Origin of the sequence: Azoarcus sp. PA01 (assembly GCA_001274695.2) — a bacterium.
Lineage (GTDB): Bacteria > Pseudomonadota > Gammaproteobacteria > Burkholderiales > Rhodocyclaceae > Aromatoleum.
In genome coordinates, this window is record LARU01000004.1 from 493,319 (window position 1) to 508,448 (window position 15,130).

Sequence of the window (15,130 nt, forward strand, 5' to 3'; positions counted from 1 at the left end):
TTCAGTCAGAGTCTCGTTGCGCCGCTTGGTTCGGTCTCTTGCGCGGCTGCGGTGGACTCTCGCCGAGCGCCTCCCACATTTTTGCGTTCAGCACGAAGCGTTGCTTCGCGTAATCGCGCCACGGATCTTCGCGCAGCCGTGCGAGCCGCTCCGCAACCGTGCGGATCGTGAACGCAGCCGGTTTCAGGTCGGGCCCGAGCTCGTCCCACGCGAGCGGAGTCGAGACCGGAGCGCCCGGACGCGCGCGGGCGGCATACGCGCAGATCGCGGACGCGCCGGCGTCGTTGCGCAGGTAATCGACGAAAATCCTTCCCGGCCGCTGGTTCTTGGCCATGTTCGCGGTGAAACGCTCCGGCAGGATATGCGCAAGGTGCGTCGCGACGGCTTTCGCGAAGCGCTTGACGTCGCCCCATTCGGCACCGCGGCGCAAGGGCACGACAACATGCAGGCCTTTGCCGCCAGTCGTTTTCAGGAAACTCGCGAGCCCGAGCTCCCCGAGCAGCCCACGCACCAGCTGCGCCGCTTCGACGACCCGTGGCCACGCCAGCTCCGGCCCCGGGTCGAGATCGATCGTGATCCGGTCCGGCCGGTCCGCGCGCGGCATCGTCGAGCCCCAGGTATGGAATTCGACGACGCCGCGCTGGACCATGCCGATCACCCCGTCGAGATCCGTCACGTACAGATAGCTGCGGCGCTCTTTCGAAGACGCTTCCCAGATGAAGCTTTCGACTCCGCCGGGCCGCTCCTGCCCCATGTGCCGCTGGAAAAAACACTCCGCCTCGCTGCCGTCGGGACAGCGCAGCAGGCTGAGCGGGCGGCTGACGACGTGCGGCAAGAGCCACGGCGCGATGTCCTCGTAGTAATGGGCGAGATCGGCCTTCGTCAGGCCCGCATCGGGCCAGACGATGCGCTCCGGGTGGGTGATGACGATGCCCGCAACGCGCACTTCACCCGGCGCCGAAGACGCTTTCAACTTCGCCGCGCCGCTGTGCTCAGGGGAAGGTTTTTTATTCGGTCGTCGCGGCGCCTTTGCCCGGGACGGCGGTTGTTCGATTTCCGCTGCCCCCTCCGGACTCAGCGTGACCTCATCCTGCACCGTGTTGGCCGGCTTGTCCTCGCGCAATCCGGCAAATGACGCCTGACGCAGCAGGTTGTCGCGCGTCCAGCCGGCGTATTCGACTTCGGCGACGAGTGTCGGACGCACCCAGTGCTGGCCCGCGCCACGCGGCTTGCGGGCGAACGGCGCGTCCTTGCGCTCGAGCGCGGCAAGCCGGCGGGCGAGCCGTTCGAGCGTCGCGCGATCGAAGCCCGTGCCGACTTTGCCGCAATAATTCAGCGCGCCGGCGTCGTCGTACAGCCCGACGAGCAGCGCGCCGAACCCCTCCCGGGCGCCGCTCGGCTCGGTGTAGCCGCCGATGACGAACTCCTGCCGCGGCCGGCATTTCAGCTTGATCCAGTTGCGGCTGCGGCCCGACACGTAGCGGGCGTCGCCGCGCTTGCCGATCAGCCCTTCTAGGCCGAGGTGGCAGGCCTGCTCGAGCGCAGCCCTGACGTCGCCGGCGAAATGCTCGCTGTACACGACCGGCCCACCGTCGCCGCCTGCGAGCGCAGCGGCAAGCTGGCGCTTGCGCTCGACCAGCGGCAGGGGCGCGAGCGCGTCCCCGGACAACCACGGTGCGTCGAACAGGTAATAGACGATCCGGGCCGATGCGCCCTGTTCGAACGCGTTCTGCAGCGCCTGGAAATCGGGCAAGCCATTGTCGCCATTGACGACGATCTCGCCGTCGAGCCAGCTGCCGTCGAGCTTCAGCGCCGCCAGCGCCGTGACGAGCTGCGGCATGCGGTGCGTCCAGTCCTGGCCGGTGCGCGTATGGAGCGTCACAGTACCCGCCTCGAGACGCGCCATCAGGCGATAGCCGTCGTACTTGATCTCGTAGACCCAGCCTTCGCCGGGCGGCGGCTCGGCCACGAGACTGGCGAGCTGCGGTGCAACGAAAGCGGGCAACGCGGCGCGACCGCGTTTTGCCGGTTTCGCCGTTTTTGCTTCAGTCGCGCTGCCTACCCCTGCCCCCGCGGCCTTGCGCGTTCGTCGACTGGGGGCGGATGGGGACTTCGTCGTCCCCGCTTCGCGCCGGTCGACGCGTTCGCCCACGCGCTTGACGCTGCCGGGCCGGGTCACGGTGATTTCCGCCTCGTCGCCGACACGCGCCGCGTCGTCGTCCTCCTTGATCAGCAGCCAGTTGTGAGGGTTTTCGCTGTCCGCTTCACCCGCCCTCGCGCGCATCCTCACGAGCGTCCAGCCCCCGTGCAGCTTCGCGCCGTCGAGATGGAACTTCAGCTTTCCGCGCGCGAGGTCCGCAGCCGGGTCGGGCGAGTCGGTCGACCAGTGCCCGCGATCCCACAGCACGACTTCGCCCGCGCCGTACTGTCTGGCTGGAATCACGCCTTCGAAGTCACCGTAGTCGAGCGGATGGTCCTCGGTCTCGACCGCGAGCCGGCGTTCGGACGGGTCGAGGCTCGGCCCTTTCGGCACCGCCCAGCTGCGCAACACCCCGTCGAGTTCGAGACGGAAGTCGTAATGCAGGCGGCGCGCGGCGTGGCGCTGGACCGTGAAGGTCGGCCGCTCCCCTGCCCTGAGCGGACGCGTCTCGCCGCCCGGCTCCGGGGTCGCGCCGAAGTCGCGCATCGCGCGGTAGCGCGCGAGCCGATCGCCCGCACGGACCTTGCCGGACTCGCTTCGCTTCATGCGCGCCGACGCCGCGCTTGAGTTGCCGCAGCCGCCGGCCGACCTGCGCCGTCCTTGCCCGGCTCGCGCCCGGGAGCGCGGGACGCAGTCGTCCGGGCGCCAGTGCTCCGTCCGCGAGTGGCCGGTTTCGCTGCCGACGCCCCGCTCGCCTCCGACTTGCGTGGTGCGGTGCGCGACGGTGGCGCAGAATCCGCGTCCGCGACCGCCCCCTCCTCGTCCTTTTCGTTGCGGGCCTTGTTGCCCCCGCGCTTGGCGGGTCGTCCTTCGAGGCTGCGCTTGAGCAACGCCATCAGGTCGACGACCTCGGCCCCGGCCTCGGCCGGCTCCTTCGCCGGCGCTTCGGCGAGGACGTGCGTGCGCCCGGACTCGATCTTCGCTTCGATACGCGCCATCAGGTCGTCACGATAAGTGTCGCGGTACTGTTCGGGCGCCCAGTCCTCGACCATGCCGTCGACGAGGCGCTCGGCCATCTCGAGCTCCCGCGCGGACACGCCGAGCTTCTTCAGGTCCTCGCCGGGCAGCTTCAGTTCGTCCATCGAGCGGATCTCGTCGGCGAAGCGCAGCGTGTTCATCAGCAGCACCGCGCCGACCGGGATTACCGCGGCCAGATACTGGCGGCTGCGGATCACGACCAGCGCGAGCCCGACGCGGGCAGTGCGTCGCAAGGTTTCGCGCAGCAGCGCATAGCCTTTCTCGCCACGGCGCCCGGGTTCGAGGTAGTACGGCGTGTCGAAGTAGTAAGGCGGGATGTCGTCCTGCGACACGAAGCCGATGATCTCGACCGTCTGCGTCGCTTCGACGTTCGCCTCGCGGAAGTCCTCGTCGGTGACGACGACATACTGACCGTCCTCGTACTGGTAGCCCTTTACGATGTCCGATGGCGACACTGGCTCACCGGTGCGCTTGTTGATGCGCTGGTAGCCGACCGGCGCGAAATCGCGGCGGTCGAGCAGATCGAGATCGAGCCGGTTCGCAGTACTCGCGGGGTACAGCGAGATGGGAACGTGGACGAGGCCGAAGGCGATCGCGCCTTTCCAGACGACTCTGGGCATAGTGCTCTCCTGCGTCGGGGCATGCCACGGCCCCGGTGATCCGAGCGGGTGCGCACGCAGCGCTGCAATCGGTATTCCCGGCTACTGCTCCCGGCGCAGCCGATACCCTACGCCGCTGACGGTCTCGATGCCGTCCGCGCGCGCACCCAGTTTGTGCCTGAGCGCGTGGACGATGGTATCGACGACGTTGCTCCCGCCTTCGTAGCGCGTGCCCCATACCTCGCGCAACAGCTCGCTGCGCGAGACGGCCTTCCCCTCGTGCCCGGCCAGATACGCCATCACCCCGAATTCGAGCGGCGTGAGCGCGACGCGTCGCGCACCGACCACGAGTTCGCGCGCCTCGACGTCGAGCAGCGACGGCGTGTGCCGGATGCCGATCTCGTCGGCCGCCAGCCCCGCCAGCCAGCCATCGACCGAAGACGGACCGAAGTCGAGGACCGCGCTGTGATAGCGCTGGCCGTCGAGCAACACAGCGGCATCGGGCAGCACCGTGAAGCCAAGGCGCTCGGCCGCCGCAGCATAGGGCAGCAGATCGCGCACCGTCAGATACACCCGGCGCAGCATCGGGCGCAGCTCCATGTAGGTGCGCTTCAGGTCGAGCCAGGCGGCGGCCTGCACATCGGAGGGCGCCTCGCCTTGCGCGAGACTGAGCCAGCGCCGACACAGCAGCGCCGTCTGGCCCGGCGGCATCGGCGATCGCTCGATGTGACGACCCCAGGCGGCGGTGAGCGGGTCGTCGAGCAGGTCGGCCGGCGCCACCCGCTCGGGGGTGAGCTTGCAGCACAGGCCGATCGCCTGGCCGTGAGGATCGCGCACCACCGAGAAGGCCTGCGGCGCGCGCTGCCACCAGCTCAGCAGGTGGCGCGCCGCCTCGGGCCCCTCGTGGCTTTCGATGATGCGCGCGATCGCCGCGCCATCGGCTCCGCGCGCCGGCTCGACGGCCAGGCGCTGCGTCCCGACGGGAAAGAACGCTTCGCGGACCACCGGATTCTCGATCAGATAGAGCATGTCGGCGGTGTAGCGCCACAGCTCGGCGCGCCCCGCCGAGGCGCTCTCGACACGCAGCTGGTGCCACGCGGCATGCTGGTATCCGAGATAAGCCGCAGGGTCGCGGGCGCGCAACGAACGGGCCACCGCCTCGCGCACCACGTCGTGGACCACCAGCCCTTCGTTGCCGCATTCGACAAACGGCAGACGACGCACGCACTCGAAGGCCTCCCCGGGAGCGAGCTGCGGGAACAGCGCGTCGAGCAGCGAAACCGTGGCGCGGCGCAGCACCGCGGCGCCTTCCAGCACCCGACGCGTCAGCGGATCGCCGACGTCGGCGAGAAACATCCGCGTCAGTGCGTCGAGCGCATGCTCCACCCCCGTCGTCTCAAGCGCGAGGTCCGGGCGCTCGCGGTACGCGCAAGCGGCCAGGTGCAGCGCCAGCGGATGTCCATGCGCGCCGCGGGCGATCCGCCGGGCCGCCTCGGGCGGGACGCCGAAACGACCCAGCAGCGCGCTCGCCGCCTCGTCGGGGAGCGGACCGAGCGGCAGGGTCCGGAACAAGTGCTGCCAGCCCGGCTCGGCCTGCCACGCCGCGAGCGGACGCTCGCGCCCGAACAACAGCACCCGCACGTTGTCGGGCAGCGCAGGAATGAAATTCTGGCGCAACCACGTATCGAGCAGCCGGAACACTTCGCACGTATCGAGGGCAAGCACCACCGGCGCCCCGAGCGCCGCCAGCCGGTCGGCGATGCGCGCGAGCGGCAAGGCGGGATTTCCGCTGCGCTCGCACAGCGCGTGCAGGAACGCCGTCTCGGTCGGCTCGACCGCCCGGCAGTCAAGGCGCAGAACGATTGCGCCCTGCGCCTGCGCCTCGATCGAGAACATTTCGAGGAGACTGCTCTTGCCTATCCCGGCGATGCCGAACACGTGCACCACACGCGGACCTTCGGCGCTCAGCACGCCACGCAGAAACGCCAGCTCGCGCTCGCGACCGAGAAAGCTGCGGGCGGCCCGCTGCACCAGGAGATCGGCGATGCGTTGCGGCATTGTCGGAACCTTTGACGACGCAGTGAAGTATAGGCCCGCAGCGAGCCCGCTTCCGACACGGGCCAATTCTCATGAAATCCTCATCACCGCCTCACCCGCGACGCCGACGCGCCGGCTATAAATAAATCACGCGGCTGAAGGGCCGCGCGAGCAATAGGAGGGCTTGATGATGGCCGCAGAATGGAGACTCAGCGGTGAGTACCTCGAAGCGTGCACCTGCAAGGGCGCGTGTCCCTGCCTGTACCTCGGCACGCCGACCGAAGGCTCGTGCGCGGCGCTCGTGGGCTGGCACATCGAGAGCGGGCACTTCGGTGACATCGTGCTCGACGGGCTCAACGTCGCGGTGGCGCTCAATTCGCCCGGCGACATGGCGCAGGGCAACTGGCAAGTGGTGCTGTACCTGGACGCGGCCGCCGACGGCGCCCAGCGCGACGCGATGGCGCAGATCTTCGGTGGCCAGGCCGGCGGACACCCGGCGCTGATCGCGGGTTTCATCGGCGAAGTGTTGGGGGTCGAGCAGGCGCCGATCCACTTCGATGCGCCGGGGCGCGAGCGGCGCATCACCGTCGGTGGCCATGCCGAAGCGCTCGTCGAGGCGATCGAGGGCCAGGGCGGCGCCGCGGTGACGATCCACAACCATCCGCTGGCGGTCGCGCCCGGCCAGTCGCTGGTGGTAGCCCGGTCGAAGGCCTTGCGCCATCGCGGCCACGGCCTCGATTTCGAGTTGAGCGAGCGAGTCGCCTACTACTCGCCGTTCAGCTACGCGGGCCCGTGACGCGACGCGGAGCGGCGATGAAACCGCATGCGACGGCGCTGCAGCGTGACAGGCTGGTGGTCGGGCTGGGACTCGCGTTGATCACCGTGCTCGCCTGGGCCTACCTCGTCCACATGGCTGCCGGGATGAACGCCGCTGTCCATCCGGCGATGGCGGCGATGGCGTTGCCGGCTCCGCCCGGCTGGGACTGGCACGGGCTCGCGCTGGCCGCGCTGATGTGGATCGTGATGCTCGGCGCGATGATGCTGCCCGCCGCGACACCGATGGTGCTGACTTTTGCGCGCGTCCATCATCAGCGGCAGGACGCCGGCGACGGCGCGCTGGCGCCGACTGCGTTTTTCGTCGCCGGCTATCTCGCAGTGTGGAGCGTCTTCAGCCTCGCGGCGGCCACCGGCCAGATGGCGCTGCACGAAGCGGCCGTCCTGTCGGGGCCGACGGGGCGCCTTGACGCGCTCGCGGGCGGCGTGCTGCTGATCCTGGCAGGGCTCTTCCAGTGGAGCCCGCTAAAGACGATGTGCCTCGAAAAATGCCGCACGCCGCTCGGCTTCCTGCTTGCGGAGTGGCGTGAGGGCACGCGCGGCGCGCTCGTCATGGGCCTGCGCCACGGCGCTTTCTGCATGGGCTGCTGCTGGGCGCTGATGCTGCTGATGTTCGTCGGCGGCGTGATGAATCTGGCGTGGATGGCGGCGCTCGCCGTGTGCATGCTGGCCGAGAAGGTGCTCCCGCACGGCGCGACGGTCGGCCGGATCCTGGGCGCGGCGTTCGGCGCGGCGGGGATATGGATGGTCGGCGGCGTCGCGCTGGCGTAAACGGTTTTACGCTCCGCGGCGCGGATCGAACGCGTCGCGCACGACGTCGGCGAACAGGTTCGCCGACAGCACGAGCACGAACATGAACGCGAACGCCGCGAGCAGCGACCACCACACCATCGGCTCGCGCGCGAGCTCGGCGCGCGCCATGTTGATCATCGTGCCGAAGCTGATCGTTCCCGGATCGACGCCGATGCCGACGTAGGACAGCACCGCCTCGGCGAGCACCAGCCCGGAGAAATCCATCACCAGGGCGATCATCACGATGTGCATGACGTTCGGCATGATGTGGCGGCGCAGGATCGCCGCCGTGCCGACGCCGAACGCGCGCGCGGCATGCACGTAGTCGAGCTCGCGCAGCTTCAGCGTCTCGCCGCGCAGCAGCCGGCACAGGCCGGTCCAGCTGGTGATGCCGAGGATCAGGCACAGCGCCAGCAGCCGCGCGTCGGCGCGCTCGGCAGCGGTCGCGAACCACTGCGGGTTGGTGTCGATGACGACCTGCATCATCAGCACTGCCGCGGCGATCAGCAGCACGCCGGGGATCGCGTTGAGCACCGTGTAGAGGTACTGGATGACGTCATCGACCCAGCCGCCAAGATAGCCCGCCATGATGCCGAGCGCGACCGCGAACGGCAGCATCACGAGCGTCGTCAGCGTGCCGATGATCAGGGCCGTGCGCACGCTCTTCAGCGACAGATAGAGCACGTCCTGGCCGACCTTGTCGGTGCCGAACACGTGGTAGTGCGAGCCGAGTGCGACCGCCGCGCCGGCCACGAGCAGGATCGCGCCGAGCGTGACGAGCGCGGCCCGCCACGCGAGCACGGTTTCGCCACGGACGAGCGCGGCGGCGGCTTCCGTCCAGCCGCGACCGCAACGGCGTGCGAGCGAGGCCGTCACCGCGATCGCGGCGACCAGCCACAGGCCGAGCGCGGCAGCGGCGCCGTTGCCGAGACGTGTGGCGACATCCTGCGCGCGCTCGCTTTCGGGATCGTCCAGATGCGCCGCGCCGTAGGTCAAACGCGGATGAATCCGCGTCTGCCCGCCATCGGGCAGCTCGACGGTTTCGCGTGCGTACAGTTCGCCGGCGAAAGGCGCCGAGTAGGTTTTTTCGAGGCGGGTGCGCAGCGGCGCGAGCAGCGCATCGAGCGCGCTCAGGACTTCGGACGAATAGGCAGCGTCCCGGGAATCCTCACGCGCTTCCCCGCCGCTGACTGCGGCAGGTGGCAGCGACGGGCGGTAGTGCAGGCTGTCGGCGAACCCGATCGCGAGGAACGCGAGCAGGATCGTCGCCGTGGCCATCCCCGTCGCGCGGCTGCCGACCTTGCGCCATGCCGCGCGCAACGGTTGGCTGCGCCGCACATACACGATCGTCACGAGTCCAAGCGCAAGCAGCACGAAAAACAGCGCATCGGTCCACAACAGCACGAAACGAAAATCCATGCGCCTACTCCAGCCTTACGCGCGGATCGACGAGCGTGTAGGAAATGTCGGTCAGCAGCAGGCCGACGATGTACAGCACCGAGCCGATGAACACCATCGCGCGCACGACGGCGAAGTCCTGCGCGTTGATCGCGTCGATCGTGTAGCTGCCAAGGCCGGGAATGCCGAAGAACGACTCGACGATCAGGCTCCCCATGAACAGCAGCGGAATGACGACGACGACGCCGGTGAGAATCGGGATCATCGCGTTCTTCAGCACGTGGCGGAACAGCACGGCCAGTTCCGACAGGCCTTTGGCGCGGGCGGTGCGCACGTAGTCCTTCGAGATTTCCTCGAGGAAGATCGTGCGATACCAGCGCGCGTTCGCGCCGATCCCGGCGACGACGCTGATCAGCACCGGCAGCACGAGGAAGCGCGCCGCGTCGAGCCCCGGCGCGTAGCCCGAGATCGGCACCAGCGCCCACACTTTGGACACCAGCCACTGCCCGCCGATGATGTAGAACAGGCTCGATATCGACATCATCGCGACGCACAGCACGACGCCCCAGAAGTCGAGGTAGCTCGCGCGGAAGAACACCAGCATCAGCGCGAACGACACCGAGACGAACAGCCCGAGGACGAAAGTCGGCAGCGCGATCGCGAGCGACGGGCGCATGCGGTCGCGGATCTCCTGCGCGATGTCGCGGCCGTCGTCGGCGCGGCCGAAATCGAACGCGAACATGCGCAGCGAATTGTCGAAGAAGATCGTGTCGGTCAGCTTCTCCGTGCCGTCCGCATGCGTGTTGACGAACAGCGGCCGGTCGTAGCCGCGCTCGGCTTTCCAGCGTTCGATCGCCTCGGGCGTCACGCGCTTGACGCCCAGATGCATGCGCGCCATGTCGTCCGGCGAATTGACGACGAAGAACAGCGCGAAAGTGATCAGGTTCACGCCGATCAGGATCGGCAGCGCGTACAGCAGGCGGCGGACGATATACGCGAACATCAGGCGGCGCCTCCAACACCGGTCGCGCGTTCGCGCCGGCGGTAATGCAGGAATGCGGGCGCGACGATGACGACGAACAGCAGCGCGACGAGCCCGAGCGGCCACACCACCGGCTGGTTCCACTGCGCGCGCAGCGCCTGCCGGCGTTCGAGGTCGACGCGCTGATACTTCAGCGTGTTGCGGACCATGCTGCCCGGCTTGCGATTCTCGACCCAGCCGTGCTGCAGCGAATAGGCTTTCGGGTGAAAGCCGAAAATCCACGGCGCGTCATGCTGCAGGATCGCGACCATGCGGTCGATGATGTTCTGGCGCTCCGGCCCGTCGGGCATCCCCTTCATCTGCTCGAACAGGCGGTCGTACTCGTCGTTCTGGTAGTTCGCCGCGTTCTGCCCCGACTCCCTGACCTTGGCCTGCGGGCCGTGCAGCAGGAACAGCATGTTCTCCGGGTCGGGATAGTCGGCGTTCCAGCCGAAGAAGAACAGCTGCGCGTTGCCTTCGCGGATCTTGTCCTGGAAGCGGTTGTAGTCGGTCGGGCGGACGACGAACTGCACGCCGAGTTCGCGAAACTGCTTCGCGAGCCAGTCCGAACGCGCCTTGTCGCCGAGCCCGCCCGGCGTCGTGTCGAGGTTGATGATCAGCGGTTCGCCGGTGCGCGCGTCCCGCCCGTCCGGATAGCCGGCTTCGGCGAGCAGCCGCCGTGCGACGTCCTTGCTGCGGCGCACGGCCTTGCCGTCGCGCCATTCATAGACGACCGGGTTGATGCCCGCCTCGCCGTCGCGCGCGCCGAAAATGCCCGGCGGGATCGGGTGCATCGCCGGCACGCCGCGGCCGTTGAGGAAGATCGACACGAACTCCTCCATGTCGAGCGCGATCGAGATCGCCTGGCGGAGTTTACGCGCACGCTCGCGCCCCGCCGCCGTGTCGCCGCCGCCGACGACCGGATCGAGCATGTTGAAGCCGAGGTAGAACACCGACGGCGACACCGAGGTCAGCAGCTCGATGCCGCGCTCGACCATGTCGTCCGACAGCACGACTTCCCCCTGGCTGCTCATATTGACGGCCTGGTCGAAGTTTTCCGACGACACGCCGGAGGCGTCGTAATAGCCCTGCAGGAACTTGTTCCAGTACGGGATTCCTTCGCGTTCGCGCGAGAACACGACCTTGTCGAGGAACGGCATCGGCTTGCCGCAATCGGCCAACAGTCCCGCATCGCGGTCGGCCTGATCGCCTTCGCACGGGTAAGGATCGCCGCGGTAGTTCGGATTCCTGACCAGCACCATGCGCGCGTTCGGGTTGTTCTCCGCGAGCATGAACGGACCGGTGCCGATCGGCCACCAGTCGAGCGTCAGGTTGCGCTCGGCCATGCCCGGCTGACCGAAAAAGCGGTCGGCCTCGGGCGGCACGGGGGCGAAGAAGGGCATCGACAACCAGTACAGGAACTGCGGGTAGGCGCCTTTCAGCGTGATGCGGTAGGTGTGGCGATCGACGACTTCGACGCCCGGCAGCGCGTGCTCGGTGAGATCGATCCAACCCGGGTTGCGCTGTGCCTCGTCGGCGAGGCGCTTTTGCAGCACCTTCAGGCCGGGGATGTACTCGGCCATCAGCTCGAAGATCGGCGAATGCAGCCGCGGGTGCGCGAGGCGCTTGATCTGGTGGACGAAATCGCCCGCTTCGAGCTCGCGCGTGCCGGTGTCGGGGAAATCTCCGAGGCCGCGCCCGCCTTCCAGATCGTCCGGCCCAAGCTCGAGGTAGCGCGGCGTGCCGTCGTCCGCTTTCGCGAAAGCCGGGTGAGGCTGATAGAGAATGCCGGGCGCGATGCGGATCTCGTACTCGCTGCGGTCGACGCGCGCGGCCGGCGCATCGACGGGAAGCTCGCGGCCGCGCGCATCGTAGCGGCGCACGACGGGCAGCTGCGCGGCGCTTCCGGGAATCAGCGTGTAGGGCCGCTTGAGGTAATGGTATTGCAGCGGCGGTTCATAGATCTGGTACAGGAACGCGGCCTCGTCCTCGCTGTACGACTGCACGGGGTCGAGGTGTTTCGGGCGATCGGTGAACGCCGTGTACATGACGTTCTGGTCACGTTCGGCGACCGGATAGGGGTCGTTCCACGCCTGCCCGCACGCGGCGAGCAGGACGCATGACAGCAACAGTAGGCAGGCGCGCGAAAACATGAGGCCGATTCTACCTGCTGCAGCAGCGGCGCCGCGCATGTCGCCCGCGGCGGGGTTCGTCGCCCCGCCAGCCGCCCTCGTAGGCGGGCGAAGCACACGTGCGGCGACGGACCCAGCTATAATCGGGCGCTCAACAAGACGGAGCATTACCAAAAATGGGCTTTCTCGCCGGAAAACGGATTCTGATCACCGGACTGCTCAGCAATCGCTCGATTTCCTACGGCATTGCGAAAGCGATGCACCGTGAAGGCGCCGAGCTCGCTTTCACGTACCAGAACGAGCGCTTTCAGGAACGTGTGGCGAAAATGGCCGCCGAATTCGGTTCCGACCTGATTTTTTCTTGCGACGTGCAGAACGATGCCGAAATCGCCGGCCTGTTCGAACAGCTCGGGCAGAAATGGGACGGCCTGGACGGTCTGGTGCATTCGATCGCGTTCGCTCCGAGCGACGCGCTCGAAGGCGATTTCCTCGACGGGTTCTCGCGCGAGGCGTTCCGCATTTCGCAGGAAGTCAGCGCAGGCAGCTTCCCGCTGCTCGCAAAAGCGGCGCGCCCGATGATGAAAGGGCGCAAGGGCGCGCTGCTGACGATGTCCTATCTCGGCGCAGTGCGCACCATGCCCAACTACAACATCATGGGGCTGGCGAAAGCGAGCCTCGAAGCCTCGGTGCGCTACCTCGCGGTCTGCCTCGGCCCGGAAGGGACGCGGGTCAACGCGATCTCCGCAGGCCCGATCAAGACGCTCGCTGCCTCGGGCATCGGCAACTTCAGCAAGCTGCTGTCGTTCAACGAGCACAACGCCCCGCTGCGCCGCAACGTGACGATCGAGGAAGTCGGCAATGCGGCCGCGTTCCTGTGCTCGGACCTCGCCAGCGGCATGACCGGCGAGATCATGTACGTGGACGGCGGCTTCAACACGACCGCGCTGGGCAACTCCGAACAAAACTGATTGCAGCTTCGCGCAGCAATTGCAGCTTCGCGCAGCAAAAAACCCGGCCAAGATCGCGCCGGGTTTTTTTCGCCGCCGAAACGGCTCTCCTGCCGTTACGGCTGCTGTGCCCGCAGCGCCGCTTCGTTGATTTCGACCTCGTACCGCTCGCGCAGCGACGCGAGGAAAGCGTTGAAATCGCGCTCCGCGATCAGCCGCTGGTACTGCTGCGACACCGCCTGCAGGCGCGGATCGTCCTTTGCGAGTTCCGGTCGCGTCACGCTCTCGACGCGGAATACCGAATACCCGCCTTCCGGCATCGCGACCCCGGCGTATGCCGGCAGCTTGCTCTCCGCGGCACCGAACACCGCATCGATCGCCGCCGGAGCGAGTTCCGGACTTCCCCGGCGCACGACGCGCGCCTCGCTCCACGTCCCGCTCGCCTGCTCACCTTTCGCGAGCGCCGCCAATGCTGCTTCACCGCGGGCGACGGCGAGCTTGCTCGCCTCCTCGGCGCGCAGCTGCTTTTCGATCGACGCCTTGACCTCTTCGAACGGCAGACGCTGCGCGGCTTCGAATTCGCGCACCCGCGCTGACACGAGCGTGCCGCGGGACACCTCGACCGCCTCGACGTTGCGGCCGTTCTTCACCGCTTCGTCCGAAAACAGCGCGTTGACGAGCTTGTCGTTCTTGAAGCCGCCGATCGATCCTTCCTCGGGGGAAATCCAGTCCGTCTGGCGAATCTCGAGGCCCAGCGCCTCAGCGGCGGGCTGCAGGCTGTCCGCCTGCTCGTAGACGAGGTTGGCGAACTGCTCGGCCTCTTCGGCGAAGCGGCGGCTTGCCGCCTGTCGCTTCAGCTCCTCGGCAATCTCGTCGCGGACTTCTTCGAGCGGCCGCGCTTTCGCGGGCTTGATGTCGACGACCTGGATGATGTGAAAACCGAAATCCGACCGGACCACATCGCTGATCTGGCCTTTTTCGAGGCTGAACACCGCGTCCTCGAACGGCTTGACCATCGCCCCGCGGCCGAAGAAACCCAGTTCGCCGCCGCGCGCCGCCGACCCCGGATCCTGCGACTCGGCCTTCGCCAGTTCCGCGAAGCGCTCCGGGTTCGCGCGCACCTGGTCGAGCAGCGCTGCGGCCTTTTCACTTGCCTTCGCAACATCTTCGGCCGGCGCGTCGGCTCCCGCCTCAATCAGGATATGGCGCGCGTTGCGCTCTTCCGGCTGGCCGAAGCGCGCGGCATTCGCCTCGTAGAACTTGCGGATTTCGTCGTCGGACACCGAAACCTGCTTCAGCAGCGCGTTTTCGTCGAACACGAGATAGTCCGCGCGCAGCCGCGCCGGGCGCTCGAAACGCTCGGAGTTCGCATCGTAATATTTCTTCGCCGCATCGTCGGGGAGCTCGACCTGCGCAAGAAAGGCGTCGGGCGAGAATTTCAGTTCGCTGACCTTGCGTTCTTCGAGCTGTGCCTCGAGGAAACGCTGCACGGACGCCTGCGCCGTGAAAGCGGATTGACCGACTGCCAGCGCGACCTGCTGGACGCGCAGATCCTGTCCGAGGCGCGCCTCGAACATCGCCGGCGTCATGCCCTGCGCCCGCACCGCGGCTTCGTAACGTGCGAGCGAGAAACGCCCGTCCTCCTGGAACGCCGGCACCGTCGCGATGACCTGCTGCAGCTGCTGCTGCGTCACGACCAGGCCGTTGTCCGCAGCGTGCATCGCCAGCAGACGCTGGTTGACGAGGTTCTCCACCACCGAGCGGCGCATTGCTTCCGATTCGAGCATCGCCCGATCGACCTGCCCGCCCATCGACTGACGCAGCCGGTCCTGTTGATCCCGCAACGCCTGGCCGAACTCATTCATCGAGATTTTCGACCCGCCCACCGTCGCGACCTCGTTCCCGCCGGGCCCATCGGTGAAGTATGAATCGAGGCCGAAGAATGCGAACGGGACGATCAGCAGCGCCAGGATGACCTGGGCGATGCGCTTGTTGTTGCGGACGGCATCAAACATCATGTTTTTCCGTGGAAACCAGGGGAAGGGCGTTCGGCCTGGGCCGAAAACGCAAAGGCGGCATTATCGCATCGCCGCGGGCGGCAGGCCACCGTGGCGGCCGGCGTCGTGGCCAGCGGTGGCGAAGAGCCGGAACTCCGTGCTTCCCGGAACGGCGCCGGCGGGCGACGAGGAAAT

At 67.7% G+C, this 15,130-nt stretch carries 10 protein-coding genes; 3 read left to right on the forward strand and 7 right to left on the reverse strand.

What is annotated here, in order from left to right; all coding sequences use genetic code 11:
* Position 1: 1 nt before the first annotated feature.
* The 3 genes from ligD to PA01_14480 form a co-directional block, all read right to left on the reverse strand.
* Complete coding sequence (gene ligD / locus PA01_14470; GenBank protein KON79690.1) at positions 2-2,746, reverse strand: DNA ligase D; 2,745 nt, start codon at positions 2,744-2,746, stop codon at positions 2-4.
* The gene (locus tag PA01_14475; protein KON79691.1) at positions 2,743-3,798 is read right to left on the reverse strand and encodes a Ku protein; all 1,056 of its coding nucleotides are present in this window, start codon (positions 3,796-3,798) and stop codon (positions 2,743-2,745) included. Before PA01_14475 ends, ligD begins: the two co-directional genes overlap by 4 nt.
* Positions 3,799-3,879: 81 nt before the next feature.
* Positions 3,880-5,835 (reverse strand): winged helix-turn-helix domain-containing protein, encoded by a 1,956-nt coding sequence (locus tag PA01_14480; GenBank protein ID KON79692.1) that lies wholly within the window; start codon positions 5,833-5,835, stop codon positions 3,880-3,882.
* 166 nt (positions 5,836-6,001) lie between these two features.
* Here PA01_14480 and PA01_14485 point away from each other — a divergent pair, with 166 nt between their 5' ends.
* A complete protein-coding gene (locus PA01_14485; protein ID KON80366.2) occupies positions 6,002-6,610 on the forward strand; it encodes a DUF1326 domain-containing protein in 609 nt (202 codons plus the stop codon).
* A gap of 17 nt (positions 6,611-6,627) precedes the next feature.
* On the forward strand, positions 6,628-7,419 hold the full coding sequence (locus PA01_14490; protein KON79693.1) for a DUF2182 domain-containing protein: 792 nt from the start codon (positions 6,628-6,630) through the stop codon (positions 7,417-7,419).
* Between the two features lie 6 nt (positions 7,420-7,425).
* Here the strand turns inward: PA01_14490 and PA01_14495 are convergent, their stop codons facing one another.
* The 3 genes from PA01_14495 to PA01_14505 are packed head-to-tail and all read right to left on the reverse strand — an operon-like array spanning position 7,426 to position 12,012.
* The gene (locus tag PA01_14495; GenBank protein KON79694.1) at positions 7,426-8,859 is read right to left on the reverse strand and encodes an ABC transporter permease; all 1,434 of its coding nucleotides are present in this window, start codon (positions 8,857-8,859) and stop codon (positions 7,426-7,428) included.
* A gap of 4 nt (positions 8,860-8,863) precedes the next feature.
* Positions 8,864-9,841 carry an ABC transporter permease gene (locus PA01_14500; protein ID KON79695.1) on the reverse strand — a complete coding sequence of 326 codons (978 nt, stop codon included), beginning with the start codon at positions 9,839-9,841 and terminating at the stop codon, positions 8,864-8,866.
* Positions 9,841-12,012, reverse strand: a complete 2,172-nt coding sequence (locus tag PA01_14505) for an ABC transporter substrate-binding protein (GenBank protein ID KON79696.1) — start codon at positions 12,010-12,012, stop codon at positions 9,841-9,843. The genes PA01_14500 and PA01_14505 overlap by 1 nt, the downstream gene beginning before the upstream one ends.
* Before the next feature lie 155 nt (positions 12,013-12,167).
* Between PA01_14505 and fabI the strand changes: the two genes are divergently transcribed.
* On the forward strand, positions 12,168-12,959 hold the full coding sequence (gene fabI / locus PA01_14510) for an enoyl-ACP reductase FabI (GenBank protein KON79697.1): 792 nt from the start codon (positions 12,168-12,170) through the stop codon (positions 12,957-12,959).
* Between the two features lie 95 nt (positions 12,960-13,054).
* On the opposite strand, the gene PA01_14515 is transcribed toward fabI, so the two are convergent.
* On the reverse strand, positions 13,055-14,953 hold the full coding sequence (locus PA01_14515) for a SurA N-terminal domain-containing protein (GenBank protein ID KON80367.1): 1,899 nt from the start codon (positions 14,951-14,953) through the stop codon (positions 13,055-13,057).
* Positions 14,954-15,130: the final 177 nt, after the last annotated feature.

Excerpts from the sequence above, each read along its gene's own strand:
- ligD (KON79690.1), bottom strand. The coding sequence starts at position 2,746 with ATGAAGCGAAGCGAGTCCGGCAAGGTCCGTGCGGGCGATCGGCTCGCG.
- PA01_14475 (KON79691.1), bottom strand. The coding sequence starts at position 3,798 with ATGCCCAGAGTCGTCTGGAAAGGCGCGATCGCCTTCGGCCTCGTCCAC.
- PA01_14480 (KON79692.1), bottom strand. The coding sequence starts at position 5,835 with ATGCCGCAACGCATCGCCGATCTCCTGGTGCAGCGGGCCGCCCGCAGC.
- PA01_14485 (KON80366.2), top strand. The coding sequence starts at position 6,002 with ATGATGGCCGCAGAATGGAGACTCAGCGGTGAGTACCTCGAAGCGTGC.
- PA01_14490 (KON79693.1), top strand. The coding sequence starts at position 6,628 with ATGAAACCGCATGCGACGGCGCTGCAGCGTGACAGGCTGGTGGTCGGG.
- PA01_14495 (KON79694.1), bottom strand. The coding sequence starts at position 8,859 with ATGGATTTTCGTTTCGTGCTGTTGTGGACCGATGCGCTGTTTTTCGTG.
- PA01_14500 (KON79695.1), bottom strand. The coding sequence starts at position 9,841 with ATGTTCGCGTATATCGTCCGCCGCCTGCTGTACGCGCTGCCGATCCTG.
- PA01_14505 (KON79696.1), bottom strand. The coding sequence starts at position 12,012 with ATGTTTTCGCGCGCCTGCCTACTGTTGCTGTCATGCGTCCTGCTCGCC.
- fabI (KON79697.1), top strand. The coding sequence starts at position 12,168 with ATGGGCTTTCTCGCCGGAAAACGGATTCTGATCACCGGACTGCTCAGC.
- PA01_14515 (KON80367.1), bottom strand. The coding sequence starts at position 14,953 with ATGTTTGATGCCGTCCGCAACAACAAGCGCATCGCCCAGGTCATCCTG.